Source organism: Bacillus sp. URHA0034 (assembly GCF_056280405.1).
The window spans coordinates 5629774-5644439 of the sequence record NZ_JBWCDK010000002.1 but is presented as its reverse complement, the minus strand read 5'-3'; the positions used below and the strand labels follow the sequence as shown (position 1 = coordinate 5644439).

At 39.4% G+C, this 14666-nt stretch carries 15 protein-coding genes; 2 read left to right on the top strand and 13 right to left on the bottom strand.

The annotated features are described in order from the left end of the window. Positions 1–23: 23 nt before the first annotated feature. The 5 genes from ACZ9EE_RS29345 to ACZ9EE_RS29325 all read right to left on the bottom strand — a co-directional run bounded on the left by ACZ9EE_RS29345 (position 24) and on the right by ACZ9EE_RS29325 (position 5003). The gene (locus tag ACZ9EE_RS29345; RefSeq protein ID WP_476032111.1) at positions 24–839 is read right to left on the bottom strand and encodes a uroporphyrinogen-III synthase; all 816 of its coding nucleotides are present in this window, start codon (positions 837–839) and stop codon (positions 24–26) included. 127 nt (positions 840–966) lie between these two features. Beyond that, positions 967–2067, bottom strand: coding sequence for a GerAB/ArcD/ProY family transporter (locus tag ACZ9EE_RS29340; protein ID WP_476032110.1), 1101 nt, complete (start codon positions 2065–2067; stop codon positions 967–969). After that, a complete protein-coding gene (locus tag ACZ9EE_RS29335) occupies positions 2064–2306 on the bottom strand; it encodes a hypothetical protein (RefSeq protein ID WP_476032109.1) in 243 nt (80 codons plus the stop codon). Before ACZ9EE_RS29335 ends, ACZ9EE_RS29340 begins: the two co-directional genes overlap by 4 nt. Next, a complete protein-coding gene (locus ACZ9EE_RS29330; RefSeq protein WP_476032108.1) occupies positions 2293–3447 on the bottom strand; it encodes a Ger(x)C family spore germination protein in 1155 nt (384 codons plus the stop codon). The genes ACZ9EE_RS29335 and ACZ9EE_RS29330 overlap by 14 nt, the downstream gene beginning before the upstream one ends. Further along, positions 3444–5003, bottom strand: a complete 1560-nt coding sequence (locus ACZ9EE_RS29325; RefSeq protein WP_476032107.1) for a spore germination protein — start codon at positions 5001–5003, stop codon at positions 3444–3446. The genes ACZ9EE_RS29330 and ACZ9EE_RS29325 overlap by 4 nt, the downstream gene beginning before the upstream one ends. Positions 5004–5216: 213 nt before the next feature. Between ACZ9EE_RS29325 and ACZ9EE_RS29320 the strand changes: the two genes are divergently transcribed. Then, positions 5217–5510 (top strand): hypothetical protein, encoded by a 294-nt coding sequence (locus tag ACZ9EE_RS29320; protein ID WP_476032106.1) that lies wholly within the window; start codon positions 5217–5219, stop codon positions 5508–5510. Positions 5511–5576: 66 nt separating this feature from the next. On the opposite strand, the gene ACZ9EE_RS29315 is transcribed toward ACZ9EE_RS29320, so the two are convergent. From ACZ9EE_RS29315 to ACZ9EE_RS29295, 5 genes are all read right to left on the bottom strand, one after another. Then, positions 5577–6176, bottom strand: coding sequence for a branched-chain amino acid aminotransferase (locus ACZ9EE_RS29315; protein WP_476032105.1), 600 nt, complete (start codon positions 6174–6176; stop codon positions 5577–5579). 159 nt (positions 6177–6335) lie between these two features. Further along, positions 6336–6722 carry a hypothetical protein gene (locus ACZ9EE_RS29310; protein ID WP_476032104.1) on the bottom strand — a complete coding sequence of 129 codons (387 nt, stop codon included), beginning with the start codon at positions 6720–6722 and terminating at the stop codon, positions 6336–6338. 130 nt (positions 6723–6852) lie between these two features. Further along, positions 6853–7341 (bottom strand): PaaI family thioesterase, encoded by a 489-nt coding sequence (locus tag ACZ9EE_RS29305; RefSeq protein WP_476032103.1) that lies wholly within the window; start codon positions 7339–7341, stop codon positions 6853–6855. A gap of 162 nt (positions 7342–7503) precedes the next feature. Next, positions 7504–8505 carry a VanW family protein gene (locus ACZ9EE_RS29300; protein WP_476032102.1) on the bottom strand — a complete coding sequence of 334 codons (1002 nt, stop codon included), beginning with the start codon at positions 8503–8505 and terminating at the stop codon, positions 7504–7506. 186 nt (positions 8506–8691) lie between these two features. Continuing rightward, positions 8692–9516, bottom strand: coding sequence for a formate/nitrite transporter family protein (locus ACZ9EE_RS29295; protein WP_476032101.1), 825 nt, complete (start codon positions 9514–9516; stop codon positions 8692–8694). 289 nt (positions 9517–9805) lie between these two features. Between ACZ9EE_RS29295 and ACZ9EE_RS29290 the strand changes: the two genes are divergently transcribed. Beyond that, complete coding sequence (locus ACZ9EE_RS29290; RefSeq protein WP_476032100.1) at positions 9806–10240, top strand: hypothetical protein; 435 nt, start codon at positions 9806–9808, stop codon at positions 10238–10240. Between the two features lie 75 nt (positions 10241–10315). Here the strand turns inward: ACZ9EE_RS29290 and ACZ9EE_RS29285 are convergent, their stop codons facing one another. The 3 genes from ACZ9EE_RS29285 to ftsZ form a co-directional block, all read right to left on the bottom strand. Beyond that, on the bottom strand, positions 10316–11305 hold the full coding sequence (locus ACZ9EE_RS29285) for a proline dehydrogenase family protein (protein ID WP_476032099.1): 990 nt from the start codon (positions 11303–11305) through the stop codon (positions 10316–10318). A 175-nt stretch (positions 11306–11480) separates the two neighbouring features. Beyond that, positions 11481–13019 (bottom strand): DHA2 family efflux MFS transporter permease subunit, encoded by a 1539-nt coding sequence (locus ACZ9EE_RS29280; RefSeq protein WP_476032098.1) that lies wholly within the window; start codon positions 13017–13019, stop codon positions 11481–11483. Between the two features lie 357 nt (positions 13020–13376). Next, complete coding sequence (gene ftsZ, locus ACZ9EE_RS29275) at positions 13377–14543, bottom strand: cell division protein FtsZ (RefSeq protein ID WP_476032097.1); 1167 nt, start codon at positions 14541–14543, stop codon at positions 13377–13379. Between the last annotated feature and the right edge of the window lie 123 nt (positions 14544–14666).

Sequence of the window (14666 nt, the reverse complement as noted above, 5' to 3'; positions counted from 1 at the left end):
AATGCTTTGATTTATGATTAAGTTTAAATATCTGTTTTTAAATAATAATTGGCAAGGGTAATGATCATCGCACCCATGCGTTCATTTTCAGGTGCCAGGACACGGTCAATTCCTTCCTCCTTTAGAGCCTCTAAAGTTACTTTTCCAACCGCAACGGCAAGCGTTTTTTCTTTAAAAGCTTCGACGATTTCTTTATAACGATTATTTCTCTTGGCAAAATCGAAAAGCGAACGAACCTGAACAGCAGTCGTAAAACATACGGCGTCACACTCATTGGCGATAAGCTCCTTGCACAAGGTATCGACTGTCTCCTCGGCTGGTTCTATATGTTGGTAAGGCAGTATTTTTTGAACCACTGCACCATGGTCTTCGAAAAAATGAGTTAAAGCAGGTGCCTTTTCGCCATGCAGCTGCACCATGACTCGTTTTCCGGTGAAATCAATGCCCTCAAGTGCACGAACTAACCCCTTTGTTGTTCCATCATCAGATGAAGCAGCCGGCTGAATCGCCAATTTTTTTAGAGCCGCCAGTGATTTATAGCCGCGGGTTGCAACGTTTGTGCTGCGGATCTTTTCGAGAAATAATTCTTCCAACCCAAGCTTCGATGCCAGTTTAACCAACGTCTCAATCCCAATTCCTGTCGTGAAAATAACCCAATCGGCTCCTTTCTCGACAAATTCAACCAAATCCGGCTCGACCTCCTTCTCGGCTAAAAACACGGTACCTTGAAGCGAGCGAACAATAGGAAGACCTCCTTGTTTTTCAATTAAAGTACTAATCTCTTCTAGCTTGCGTGTACCGCCAACCACTATTCGTTTTCCTGATAAACCCTTTTCCATTTATATACCTCTCAGCTTTTTTTACTTACTAATGTATCATAATTCTGGACAAAAAAAAGGAAGGAGATCGTTTTTCTCCCTCACTTTTTCCTCAATACACATCATTCAACTTGAAATCAATCAAAATTTAAGTGTCCGCCTCTTTTTTCTTTATCTTCATTTTTATGTTTCTTTTAACAAACAGGAAGATGAAAATTATCATCAACTGTATTAAAAGACCGATTAAATTCCAAGTGTAGAAAGAAAAACGTAAAAGATCCATTGTGTTTTTAAACATTAGGATGGACAAATACCCTACAATAAAGGCAATAGGAAATAAGAATTTATTCGTATTTCCCTTGTAAAGGTAGCTAAAGCAGTGATTAATCGCATATAGGAGAAAGGCAACCTTCGTAAAAATAGTTGGCAGCCATGTTACGGTAATCACTAAATCAAGGCGGTCAAGAAAATCAGTTAAGTTGATTTGTTGAATCAGCATCAGACTGGGGTAGGTAGATTCTCGGATAATTCTTGGTCCTAATACTCCCAAGGCAGAAAATAGTACTACAAAGAACAGAAACAAGCCAAGTCCTGTTCCAATAATTACCGCTCGCCGTGCTCTTTTGGGCGGGTTGGTACTGGAGATAATAATTAAAAAGAATAAAATCTCCCCCATCCAAGAGAAGGTTACATATACGGCTCTTAAAATAGCTGGAATGGATTCCCAGCCAAAGATAGGCTGCAGATTGCCAAAATTCCACTCATTCATTAATAGGAATGGCAGCATCGCTACGATGATGAATAAAACGGAAAACGTAATCGCGTTAACTCTGGCTACCACCTCAATCCCTGAAATGGCGATATAAACAATGACTAACATGGACAATACCATTAAAATATCGTTCGGAGTCGTTGGTAATAGAACTGTCGCAACAAAGTCTATCATTCCTCTTAAATCTCTGACGATGGTGAAAATAACCAAGAGAAGAAAGAGCAAAATAAAGGCCTTTTCGATCCATTTACTCTTATCACCAATAATAAGAACGTTTTGTAACCATTCCGGCTGTTTGTTTTTTCCAAAAATAATAAAGATAAATGAGATTAAAATGGGATAAATAATAATCGGGACAAGCCAAGCGTTTTGATCGCCTTGTTGTAAAATAATCTGTGGCAGGCTTATGACAGGCCCGGCAAAGATTACATTTGCAACGAGGAGGGCCAATTGGAAATCAGATATTTTTTGTTTCATAATTTCACGACCAATCTTGAAATGCCTTCAAATGTAACATTTAAAAATGTCGTAACGGTACTGAGTGATAAATGAAATAGATCCAAGATGGAAATACCAAACGCTAAACCAGCCCATAGGTAAACCCATTTTCGTTCCTTTTTGCTGACAATTTTCTTCTTAAAAACAAATAATATATAGACTATGAGAAACAACCAGACAACAATCATCCCAATTTTCATATTGTCATTCCTTTTCATTAATCCCAATATTCGCAGTTCTTTGGATATCTGCATCTACCACGACGCTAACCTTTAGGTTTGGAAGGGTGCTTCTCCAGTTATCCTTCCAATTCTGTTCCCACTCTTGATGTTTATTTTTAAAAAGATACCAGCCAAACCCATAAACATCAACTCCCTGTGAGTGTGCATGCTTTAAAATAGCTTGAATTTCTTCTTTTATTTCGTTCTCCATTTTACTAATAATAAATCGATACGTTTTAGGATCCTCAATTCGGTAATTTGCTTCATTTTCGTATAAAACTCCAGCAGCCCTTACAGTCAGGACAAAGGTCGGTTTTCCGTCCACCATTTTAAGCTTGGGCTCAGTTCGTTGTTCAAAAATTTGGACGGATATTTCTTCATTCTTAGTAACAGGAAAAGAGGAAGATTTCTTTTGCATTTTTTCAAATAACCATAATATTCCCGCGCTTTCATCTTTATTGGTCGAAAAGGCCATCTTATCCTCTTTAAACACAGCAAAGCTGTCCATTTGAACTTCTTTTTTAGATTTATCTGTTTTGGTTGTGCCGGCAGTATTAACGACAGGAATGATCATGTCCTTGCCTTCTCGATATAAATCCTGCAGGGCATCCCGGGCAGTCATATTGAGACTGTTTTTAGACATCTCTCGCATTCCTTCACCAGAATATTGTTCCATCCGAGGTTGTGTCTTTAATAATTTCACAGCATCGCCATTAGAGATCAGCAAAAAGGTTGAAATCCTTGAACGGGGCTGTGTAAAAATGGCGTTCAATGATTTACTAATCCCCGCTTTGGCAAGGGATTCTCCAATGATATGGACTCTTCTATGTCCTAAATAAAGCCTCCTCGAAAGCTTCGTTTGGATTTCCTCCATCCCCTGCCGTTCATTTCCGCCAGCCCCTTGTGCGACAAGATAAGGCCCTTCACCGCTTGTTCCGCCGCCGCCGCCGCTTGAACCCGCTCCACCCATAGAGCTGGGCAGCGGAATTTGTACCGAATAAAGAAATTTGTTCTTTGCCCCTTTATCTACTCCAGTGGCGACCACAAACGCAATATCGTTTATTTCGGAGCGATCCCAACAGCCTGTCAATAAAATCACGGAAATCATGCAAATTAACATAAGTCGGATTACCTTCATGATTGATCCCCTTCTTCACTGCCTTTACCTGGGCTTGGTTTTAACCCTTCCCCTTCTCGTGTCCTATCCGTTTTGACCGTTTGATCCGGCCGTTTATTCATTGACCACCATGGCACCCGAATGAATACATCCTTTAATCCCGAAACAGACATTGGCGCTACTGGTGATAAATACGGGATGCCAAACGATCTTAATTTACTTAAATGCGTTAGGATTACCAATATCCCTAAAACAATCCCAAATAATCCAAACATCCCTGCCAGAACGATAAAAGGAAAACGAAGCAGCCGAATGGAAATGGCCATATTAAATCTTGGAATGGTAAATGAGGCAATCCCGGTAAGGGAAACGACAATAACCATCGGTGCTGAAACAATTCCTGCCTCGACAGCAGCCTGGCCGATGACAAGTGCCCCCAAGATACTTACCGCTTGACCAACAATTTTAGGAAGCCTTACTCCAGCCTCCCGCAGTGCTTCAAAAGAAATTTCCATGATCATGGCCTCAACAAAGGCTGGAAATGGAATCGCTTCCCTCGCTGATGCAATACTAAAGAGCAGGTTTGTCGGAATCATCTCTTGATGATAGGTAGTCACGGCCACATAAAGACTTGGTAAAGTAAGAGCAATAAAAACAAAGATGATACGAAGAAGCCGAAGAAAGATTGAAATGTGATAACGATGGTAATAATCTTCACTTGCCTGCAAGAACTGCCAAAAGGTAGCCGGCATGACGAGGGCAAGCGGTGTGCCATCGATTATTATGGCGACTCTTCCTTCTAAGAGATTGGCTGCTACCGTATCCGGACGTTCGGTATTTTGGATTTGTGGAAATACACTCCAAGGATTATCCTCAATTAATTCTTCTATATAACCACTTTCCAAAACACCATCGATTTTAATCCGGTCCAGCCTTGCTTGAACTTCTTTTAAAAGATCGGGGTCTACTAAACCATCGATGTACATAATGGCGATGCCGGTTCCTGTTTCCTCGCCAACGTCTTTTGCAATCGCCTTTAGCCGGTTAGAACGGATTTTCTGTCTTACAAGGGCCGTATTAACTCTAAGACTCTCCGTAAAGCCTTCACGCGGGCCGCGCACGACAGACTCGGTTTCCGGTTCGGAGACACTTCTTCGTTGTCCACCTTTTGCATCGATGACAATACCTGTACTCACTCTATCAACTAAAAGAACAGTATTCCCTTTTAGAACATTTGATACAGCATCATCAAGTTTAGTTATTTCTTTAACAGAACTGACTGAAATAATTCTTTCTATTAAAAAATCAGCTGTAACTCGCTCTTTCTCTACTTCCTTAAGAATTTGGTTGATCCCATGAAGCTGGATGCTGTTCGTATCAATGAGCCCATCAACAAACAAAAAATAGCCTTCCACCTCTCCGGCAATAATCTGCCGAAAGACAATATCAGAACAGTCCTTAAAAAGCTCCTTCAATCTGTCAATGTTACTCGATAAATTCGACTCGATCTGTTGATCCGTTTTTTCTGCAGGCAATGACTTCTGTTCATCATTAAGTAGTTTTTTGAATTTTTTCATCGAAAAACTCCGATTAGATAAATTTTTTTCTAGCTGTTTTTTAAAACAATCGTACCCCAGATTATGAGTTGATTACCTAAAATTGGCTTCTTATAATTTGCACCAATGAATGAAAAATATTCCTTTTATCTCGGTAATTTTGGCTTGATTATTTTAAGATTGGACATACTGAAGGATGTAAAAATAATTATTCGTGATTAGGAGTGAACTTAGGTGGAAAGTCAATTCAGTAATTTTATAGATGAGGTTTCTATTCAAGGAAAAATGGAAAATGTGTTTAGTTACACGTGTGGTTCTTGGCAAAATTGTAATCAGAATTCCATTCAGTCATTCCTTTCTCAATGTATGGAATATAATATCGATCCTCAATACTGTATGAGCTGGGTGGAACAGCATAAGGACGAAATACCAAATTGGAGCGCTGTGTCAGAAACGTCACTTGGCTGGGTAAACGAGCACACTTCCTCTGGTTCACCGATTTCCATAACAGAGCAAGGATTAAGTTGATTTGTAAGGCAATTAGTCTAACTGAAAAAATCCTAACCAGCTTAAAGCTGATTAGGATTTCCACACTTATTGCTCTTTTTCAACTGCTTCCACCAATTTAAATAGGAAATGATAGATTAACTGGAAGGCTTCTCCAATCGTCATTTCCTCATGAAAGCCTTCTACATAATTCAAGACAAAGTTTAAATTCCACAGCCCATCATCAAGCGTAAACATTAAATCAAATTTTGCTTCCTCACCTTTTAAATGAGCATTTAAGTATTCTCTAATCTGCTTGTCATATTTCTTTTGTAGCTTCAAGCCCAGCATGACGTCATAGGTTCCGAAGACATCATCCATTTCAAGTGAAATCGCTTCAACATTCACAAAATCGAACCATTTCGATTCGAGATAAATAAATTCATTTTTATGCTTCTTGAGATAATGAAGAGGTTCTGACAAAAACGCAGAGGTTTCATTTTTTAACATATTCTCCGATTCTTTATCACAACGTTCAATATAGGCATCGGCGAAACGGGTATTGGCATCCTTTTCAATCCATTCTCCTTCACCAGCCAGCTGATTTTGTTCTGCATACTCGATTTCTTCTCTAAAAAGGACGACTCCTTCAGCAGTTGACTGACGATCCTTTTCCGCTATGTACTGTTTGATCTTTTCTTTTAACATGCTAATCCTCCTATTGGCCCTCTTGTACTAATATTAATCCACTTTACTAAAAAAGCAAATCGATGATCGTTAACTTTATTATTACGCAATAGAAGAAATAAATAAATGAAATCCCCCTAGTCACATCGATTAGGGGGATTTACAATTATGTAGTTTATATCATCTATCGACGCTTTTTGAAACATCCCAAATAACAAAATGTTTAGAGTACTGTCTCGTCAAAACGATTGCTTCCTTTTCGTCCTTTAGAAAAATTAATCCAGGCCCTAGTTGCTCCTCGAAAACCCACCCATTTGCCTTCATCACTTCTTTGACCTTTTTAAAGGGATTAGGCCCTGTATTGCTAGACAAATATCTGCTCTTTTTTTCTGTATTGAAAAACTGAACATAGTCAGTATCCGTAATCTTTAATTTCACGATTGACACCAGCAGCGGTACGGGGTTTCCTTCTTGGAATAAAGCAGGTCCTAAGACCCCGACGATGCATCCAAAAACAATTGTCAAACTGATGATGGTCGTTATGATTATTTTTTTCAACCAGATCACCTGTTACCCCCCCTTGTAAAACCTTCATTTAATATGACGATCCAAGGGTGCTTTTGGTTTCAATTGGCAGTATTACAATTAGTTTACAAAAGATCCACTCGACCATTAGGAGTGGATCCAAACTATTACTCTATAACCCTTCTTTTAAAAAACTGCTAGGCATGACAACGGCTATTACTTCACCGCGGGCACAAAGAATATCATTTGCAAACACTTCTGCTGCGACCTTAAATTTTTTAGGATGGATTTCCTCCACTCTTCCTATTGCCTTTAATTGGACACCATGCGGAGTCGGTTTAAGAAAATCCACATTTAAGGAAGCGGTTACAAATCTCGGTGCATCCTGACCATCACCTGGTTCAAAACCATTTTTCCGGTGTAAAGCAAGTGCAGCGGAACCTGTTCCATGACAATCAATAAGTGAAGCAATCAAGCCTCCATAGACAAATCCAGGTAAGGCCGTATGTTCCGGTTTTGGTGTATAAACAGTTACTGTCTGATCCCCTTCCCAGCCGGTCCGGAGATGGTGGCCAGTTTCATTTAAACGGCCACAGCCATAACACCAGGCAAAATCATCTGGATACTCATCTTGAATTGCATGCAGTACCTTTTCTACCATCGTCAAACCTCCTTTTCCAGAAAATTATAACATGTTTGACAACATATGTTAAACCTTAAGCCAATCAGAAAGGGGGCACTTAAATTGGTACATTATATTGAAAAACTTCCAATAAACAACATAAAAGGATGCTGCAAATGGTTCGCCGGCATCCTTTTATCATTATTTTTTTAGGAGACCTTTGTAGGCCGCTGATGTTCTAACTTCAACCGTAAGCTTCCCTTTTGCATAAATTGTTTTAATTAATATGGGAACACCCGTTGTATTTTGAAAGCGAAAATCTGGGCCGCCATAGGATACTGTTGCATCTCGCCCTTGCGGGACATAGCCAACAGATAAGGAATGATGATGTTTTTCGACATAACTAACCCCAACCTGGTCAACCGCATTAAACAACGTCGATGATGTTTGACAGATTCCACCGCCAATTCCCATCACCATTTTTTTATTGACAATTTCCTTTGCCGGCTGGTAACCATGGGCAGCGTCACTAGGCCCTACCGTTGTATTAAATGAAAAAATATCCTGCGTGCCCACAATCACATTATTAATGGCAATCGCTGACAGCTCAATATTTTTTGAACGGCCTACAACCCCACTGTTGAAATAGGTTGTAAAGGAACCAACGACCACTTCATTTAAATGGGCCGGGTCCTCCGGCTTATACCCGCTTTGTGTTATCGTGATCGGCAGTTCAATATCGCCGCCCTCGGCAGATGCTGCGAGCACTCGTTTTACCAATTCCGCTTCGTCTAATATGATTAAGGGCTTTCCTTTAATGATTTGACCATTTGCATTGATTTTGTCGAGGACCATCCGTTGATCATAGCCCGCTGCTGCAGCTGTTCCTCTTGCAAGCTCTTTCGCCCACTGCTCTAATGCCTGTTTATATGCGTCTGGATTACTTGCAAACCCTAATTCCTCTGGTAAAAAAGTTTTAACAACACTCTTTGTATTTGGATCAATGACATTAACGACAACGGGTTTCTTTTTTTCTTCCTTTGGCGGTTGTTCCTGCGGCTTTTGACTTGGCGGCTTTTGCGGTTCAGTTACCTTTTCCCTTTCATGGTCCGGTTTGTTTGTGGCCGCCTTCTCATCACACCCTGCTAAAGCTAGTAAACTCCCAATTAATAATACTGAAATTGCCCATCTTTGCTTCACCATGTTCCCAACTACTCCTCTAAATCGAATGTCACACAATCCAGTGCAAAATTGATAACACGGATTGCCTCCATTCACTCATTTTATTCTCTTGACGCACGCAATATTACTTAGATAAAGGATGGTAAAGTGAGAAGCACGACAAAAAAGCAGCCTGACCAAACGGTTCAAGGCTGCTTAGACAATCATTTATCTTGTTCCAGTTTTCGCAATCGGTTTAACAACTTTTACTTCTGTTAAGACAGGCAGATATTTTTTATAGGTATGCCAATAGGCCATGGCAATAAATATCGTACCGCCCACGGCATTTCCTAAAAAGACTGGGATAAAATTGTGAATATAGTCCATCCATGTAAAATGGCCTGCAAAAATCGCCGCAGGGATGACAAACATATTTGCCACAACGTGTTGGAATCCAATTGCGACAAATGCCATCGTTGGGAACCAGATGCCTAAAATTTTCCCAGACATATCATTCGCACCATATGATAGCCAAACCGCAGAGGCAACCAGCCAATTACAGCCAATTCCAGATAGAAAGGCCTGGAGAAAGGTTGCTTCAAGCTTGTGGTCTGCGATACTAATCGTTTTTTCTAGAAATGGCGTGGCTTCGGTTAGGCCGACTAAATGTCCAAAGAAATAGGCAACAAAAAGGGCGCCTAAAAAGTTACTGATGGTAACGAGGAACCAGTTATAGAGTACCTTTCCCGTACTGATCCTTTTTGCCATTCTTGCTAGAGGCACCGCCATCATATTCCCAGTCAGTAATTCCCCGCCCGCCAATAATGTGAGAATAAGACCGACCGGGAAGATGCTTGCCCCAATTAAACTGCCTAATCCCTCTAAATTGCCGGTTAGCGTAGCGGTTACACGGATAAATAGCAGGTAACCAAGTGCTATAAACGCTCCTGCTTCAAAACCTAATAGGATGGTTTGAAGTGGTGTATACTTGGTTTTTTTAACTCCGTTCTCGACTGTTATGGCCATGATTTGATCCGGTTTACTAAACCCCATAATAATTACACCCTCATTTTCTTTTCTCTTTATTTGTGAAATGTTTAACATAGTTTTATTTTAAAGCATTTTCTTACGAAAACCTGTGAATATTTCTTTAATAATTTTAGAGCGCTTTCATTCGACAATTTTTACACAAAGCTAAATTTCATGTCACATTTTGCGGTAAATTATATGTTATAATATATAAGTGTATTAATTTCACTAGTAAAACACTTAACACCATCGCTTAATCCTATTTGCTTTGGTTTCATGATATAGTAATTATTAATTGAATGGATGTGTTAACATGGAGAATACGATTGAGACGGTTTATCGTTTAGAAAATCCTGAAAAAAACATTATTAAATTTGCGACCGGCACGCAGCTTCGTTATGAGGATGTTATTAAAGAAGTATTTGGAGTTGCATGTATCAATGATTTACACATGATGATTCAATATAACAAAAGCTTTCAAACAAGTATATGTAACAGCTATGGCATCAGCGAAAAGAAAATCACCCTAGATAAAATCATTCGCATCGCATCCAAAGCAGATATGCTCACCTTCAAACAACATCTAATCGAAAATAAACAAAACTACCAACAAGACCAGGAAACTGCTCCAACAGAAAATACCAACCATGTCAACCGCCCTTTTGACACCATCATCAAACTCCAAGAAGGAATCTACCAATGGGACGACAGTAATTACTCCTACAGCGTTGTTACAAATGGTGCCTGACACCAGTACAAATAGAAAAGCCAAGTATCCACTCCATAAAGGAATAGATACTTGGCTTTTGTTTTGTAATGCTTTTTATCTTCCTTTCTTATTAGTAGATTTAGATTTAGACAATCTGCCTAATAGAAACGCGCTAGCTGCGACGCCGATGATGGTATTAGTTTTCTTATTAAAAACCTGTTTCGCAACTAGATTTAAATTTTGCGGTCTTTCGGCTAATCGTCTCATGAAATATCCATACCAATCATTCCCAAATGGAACATACGTACAGAAATTATATCCCTCATTAGCTAAACTTAACTGCAGATCTTTCCTGAATCCATACAGCATTTGGAACTCGAACTGGTCATTAGGAATATTGTTTTCTTTAACAAACGCCTTTACATGATTGATAATCCTGTGGTCATGTGTGGCAATTGAAGTAAATTTCCCGTTCAAGAGATGCCATTCAATCAATTTAATATAGTTCGCATCGATATCCTTTTTATCTTGATAAGCAATTTCTGCTGACTCTTTATAGGCACCTTTTACAATCCGGATTCTGTGGTTTTTATATCTTTCAAGATATTCTAAAGCATTATGAAAATATGCCTGAATGACCGTACCCACATTATCATATTCAAGTGAAAGTTCGTCCAAAAGATTAAAGGTCAACTCTAAATGCTTAAAGTCCTCCATATCAATGTTAACGAACATATCATATTGGCCAGCCAAGTGAACAATCTCTCTGATATTAGCTAAACAAAAGTTATAATCAATATCCAATCCGACTTGGGTTGGTTTTAATGAAATATGTGCATCCACTTGATTTTCATGGATCGCCTCAATCACTTTAAGAATTTGTTCTTTCGCAGCAGCTGCTTCCTCTTCTTTAAAGACAAACTCCCCTAAATTGTCGACTGTACAAGAAATCCCTTGAGCATTAAGCTCTTTAATGCTTTTGATTACTTCTGGTATATTAGTTCCGGCCACAACAGTTTGTGCCCCCATTTTTAAGCCATACTTTTTAGCAGCATTATTTAAAAATTGATTTTGAGATAAGTCCATGAAAAAATCCTTCAACATTGCGATTTCCCCTTGCTGATTGTTTTATTTTCATTATAGCATACGCTTTCAATAAAATTTATTTTGCGAATTTTTCGAAATAAAGCGCCATCATTTCTTAAATGAAAAAAGCTCATCTCTCCGAAAAGAAATGAGCTTAAACAACTTGTTTATATTACAAATGGTGTCAGGCACCTTAGTTTTGTGCTAGCTTTGATGAGATTTTTTTCTCGCTAGGTTTTGTTTGGCTTTTTCCTTCTAGATCTTCTGCTTGTTTGGATCGTTTAATAAAGAAGGATAGGACGAGTGCGACTGCTGCAATAAAAGTAGCGATTAGAAATGAGAAATTGATCCCATTTAACATGGATTGCATCATGATTTGTTGTTTCATTTCCGCTAGAGCTGCCTTTGATGGCGGCGCAGTTAAATGCTGCATCGCTGCGTTACCAAGTTCTTTTGCGTGTGATTCTGCACGGTTTGACATAATCGTAACCATTAAGGCTGTCCCAATCGCACCTGCAACCTGGTTTAGGGTATTGTTCATTGCCGTTCCATGTGGGTACAGACGTTTTGGAAGCTGATTTAGACCATTTGTTGATACCGGCATCATGACCATCGCCATTCCCATTGAACGAATAGAATAGATCATAATTAGATGGGTATAGGTAGTATGCAGCGTTAATTTACTAAAAGCATAAGTTGTTACCACAATAATGGTTAAACCCGTAACAGCAAGAATTCTGCCGCCAATTTTATCAAATAATTTTCCCGTCAGTGGTGACATAAACGCCATCAAGATTGCTCCTGGCATAAGCAAGAGTCCTGCATCCATCGGAGAAATCCCCCGAAGGTTTTGCGTATAAATAGGCAGCAGGATCATCCCGGAAAATAAGGCCATATTTACCACCATAGAGATGCATGATGATAAGGCAAACATTGGATATCGATAGACACGGAAATTTAATAGTGGTGCTTCTTGTTTAATTTGACGGAAAATAAATAGGAACAAAGAGATAATTCCGATCATAATCGTTCCGTAAACCTGTGGGCTATCCCATCCTTTACTGCCGGCAGAACTAAAGCCGTAAAGGATTCCACCAAATCCGACACTTGAGAGAATAACTGATAAGAAGTCGAGACGAAGATTAACCTTTTCCTTTTTATCTTTAAGCAAAAATAAACCAATTAAGAGAACAACGATAGCGATTGGTGTAATAAAATGGAAAAGCATTCTCCAGTCGTAATGCTCCACAATCCAGCCTGATAAAGTTGGACCGATCGCTGGAGCAAACATGAGAATGAGTCCAAAAACACCCATTGCCATTCCCCTTTTTTCAATTGGAAAGCTTACTAGCATAACGTTCATTAACAATGGCATTAAGATTGCTGAACCAGAAGCCTGAAGCATCCGTCCTGCAAGCAGCAAGGCAAATACATGGGCGAATCCAGCAAGAATAGTCCCGGCAGTAAATAACCCAATAGCTGCAATAAAAATATTCCGAACAGAAAACTTTTGTATTAAGTAAGCACTAATCGGAATTAAAATTCCGTTCACCAGCATAAAACCTGTTGTCAGCCACTGTACAGTAGATGCCTCAATATTTAAGTCTCTCATTATAGAAGGCAGCGCAATGTTTAGTAACGTATTATTTAAAAATGAGATAAAGGCACCTACCATTAGAACGGCAATAACACCGTAAGGTGGACGATCAGCATGCTTTTTGGTTTGTTCCATTTAGTTTCCCCCTTGGAAGCTTTGTTTGTATTTGTACGTTAAAATCGCATAAAGTATATCTTATACCTTTGGTTCAAGTATTGCAATGGAAAAATACTAATAAATAACAAGTTTTATAAAAGCAAATTGATTTAATCCATTTTTTTATACTAGGAGTCCAAATTTCTGCAGCCCTATCTATTTAATACCCTAGTCAAGGCTTACCTTAAAACTATTTTTCATCTAAAACGGAATTATTAATCGATATAGGTACTAGAAGACAAAGGTCGGATCGGAAAACAAAGATAAACATCTCCTATACATAAAAAAGAAACACTCCCATTCAAAAAACAGTGAATAGGGAGTGTTATCGATCGATTATCGTCTTCTGTTCCGATTTCGTAAAAAAGTTGGAATATCAAGTGATTCCTCTTGGCCCTGATAGGAACGATTGTATTCATATATTTGTTCATCCTGATGCGGCCTTTGTTCTTCGTGCTCTTGGACATTATGCTTAAAACTTTCCTCACGTTTTGGCTGTGAAAAAGCTTCAGTTACAGGAGCGGCAGAAGGTCTATGTACTTCATTTTCGCTATTCATAAACCCTGTTGCAATGACCGTGATCATAATTTCGTCTTTTAAATTGTCGTTAATAATGGAACCAAAGATCATATTTAATTCATGATCAGAGGCCGATGCGACTAGGTCGGCTGCTTCCTGTACTTCATACAGACTTAAATTACTGCCGCCAGTAATGTTCATTAACACACCTTGTGCTCCATCAATTGAGGTTTCAAGTAATGGACTGGAGATCGCTTTTTTCGCTGCTTCAACGGCACGATCTGGGCCTTTCGCTACACCAATGCCCATTAACGCTGTTCCTTGGTTCGTCATTATCGTTTTTACATCGGCAAAATCGAGGTTAATAAGGCCTGGAACGGCAATTAAGTCAGATATACCTTGAACACCCTGACGAAGTACATTATCTGCCTCACGGAATGCCTCTAACATTGGGGTTTTTTTGTCGACAATCTGAAGCAGGCGGTCATTCGGAATAATAATGAGCGTATCTACCGCTTCTCTCATTAATTCAATTCCGCTGGCAGCATTGACGGCACGTTTTTTTCCTTCAAATCCAAACGGGCGTGTGACTACCCCAATCGTAAGGGCACCTAGTTCACGGGCAATTTCTGCGATAGCTGGAGCGGCCCCGGTCCCGGTACCTCCGCCCATACCAGCGGTTACGAATACCATATCGGCTCCGTCTAATACTTCTTGGAGCTGCTTTCTGCTCTCTTCTACTGCTCTTCTGCCGACTTCCGGATTCGCCCCAGCACCAAGTCCTCTAGTCAAGGTGGCGCCAATTTGCATTTTAATTTCCGCTTTAGAAAGGTTCAAAGCCTGGGCATCTGTATTCACAGCAATAAATTCTACACCCTGAATCCCGTCTTCAATCATCCGATTAACAGCGTTATTTCCCCCGCCGCCAACACCAATTACTTTTATTCTCGCAATTTGATCTATATTCATGTCAAGATCCCACATTCGCTTCTCCTCCTAAACCCAATCATTACTTCATTATTCAGAAAATAAACTTTATCATAAAAAGTGCATTTTTCCTAAACTTATTACTTACTATTTTAGCAAAATAATAGGCTTGTTTGTATA

Excerpts from the sequence above, each read along its gene's own strand:
- ACZ9EE_RS29345 (WP_476032111.1), bottom strand. The coding sequence starts at position 839 with ATGGAAAAGGGTTTATCAGGAAAACGAATAGTGGTTGGCGGTACACGC.
- ACZ9EE_RS29340 (WP_476032110.1), bottom strand. The coding sequence starts at position 2,067 with ATGAAACAAAAAATATCTGATTTCCAATTGGCCCTCCTCGTTGCAAAT.
- ACZ9EE_RS29335 (WP_476032109.1), bottom strand. The coding sequence starts at position 2,306 with ATGAAAAGGAATGACAATATGAAAATTGGGATGATTGTTGTCTGGTTG.
- ACZ9EE_RS29330 (WP_476032108.1), bottom strand. The coding sequence starts at position 3,447 with ATGAAGGTAATCCGACTTATGTTAATTTGCATGATTTCCGTGATTTTA.
- ACZ9EE_RS29325 (WP_476032107.1), bottom strand. The coding sequence starts at position 5,003 with ATGAAAAAATTCAAAAAACTACTTAATGATGAACAGAAGTCATTGCCT.
- ACZ9EE_RS29315 (WP_476032105.1), bottom strand. The coding sequence starts at position 6,176 with ATGTTAAAAGAAAAGATCAAACAGTACATAGCGGAAAAGGATCGTCAG.
- ACZ9EE_RS29305 (WP_476032103.1), bottom strand. The coding sequence starts at position 7,341 with ATGGTAGAAAAGGTACTGCATGCAATTCAAGATGAGTATCCAGATGAT.
- ACZ9EE_RS29300 (WP_476032102.1), bottom strand. The coding sequence starts at position 8,505 with ATGGTGAAGCAAAGATGGGCAATTTCAGTATTATTAATTGGGAGTTTA.
- ACZ9EE_RS29295 (WP_476032101.1), bottom strand. The coding sequence starts at position 9,516 with ATGGGGTTTAGTAAACCGGATCAAATCATGGCCATAACAGTCGAGAAC.
- ACZ9EE_RS29290 (WP_476032100.1), top strand. The coding sequence starts at position 9,806 with ATGGAGAATACGATTGAGACGGTTTATCGTTTAGAAAATCCTGAAAAA.
- ACZ9EE_RS29285 (WP_476032099.1), bottom strand. The coding sequence starts at position 11,305 with ATGTTGAAGGATTTTTTCATGGACTTATCTCAAAATCAATTTTTAAAT.
- ACZ9EE_RS29280 (WP_476032098.1), bottom strand. The coding sequence starts at position 13,019 with ATGGAACAAACCAAAAAGCATGCTGATCGTCCACCTTACGGTGTTATT.
- ftsZ (WP_476032097.1), bottom strand. The coding sequence starts at position 14,543 with ATGTGGGATCTTGACATGAATATAGATCAAATTGCGAGAATAAAAGTA.